Origin of the sequence: Achromobacter sp. SIMBA_011 (assembly GCF_046535435.1) — a bacterium.
In the GTDB taxonomy this organism is placed as follows: Bacteria; Pseudomonadota; Gammaproteobacteria; order Burkholderiales; family Burkholderiaceae_B; genus Achromobacter; species Achromobacter dolens.
Genome location: NZ_JAWRWN010001361.1, coordinates 1 through 229, shown reverse-complemented (window position 1 = coordinate 229; position 229 = coordinate 1). Strand labels below are relative to the sequence as shown.

Sequence of the window (229 nt, the reverse complement as noted above, 5' to 3'; positions counted from 1 at the left end):
CAGCGCGCACGATGAAAGCCGCTCGCGCCGCCATGCAGCAGGTTGCCGTTCTCGTTGCGGTCGAGCGGATAGTCGATGCCGTCGAGCGTGAAGCGCCCGGCGGCGATCCGGTTGGCCCAGCGGCCGACCGTCGCGCCGAGGTACGCGCCCGCGTCGAGATACTCGGCCGGCGTGTCGTGCGCGAGCACGATGTCGGCGAAGCGCCCGGTGCGATCCGGCGCGAGCCACG

General features: G+C 72.5%; 1 pseudogene. It reads right to left on the bottom strand.

What is annotated here, in order from left to right:
• Window positions 1-229: pseudogene (locus tag SB816_RS35515) on the bottom strand (galactose-1-epimerase); the annotation flags it as partial.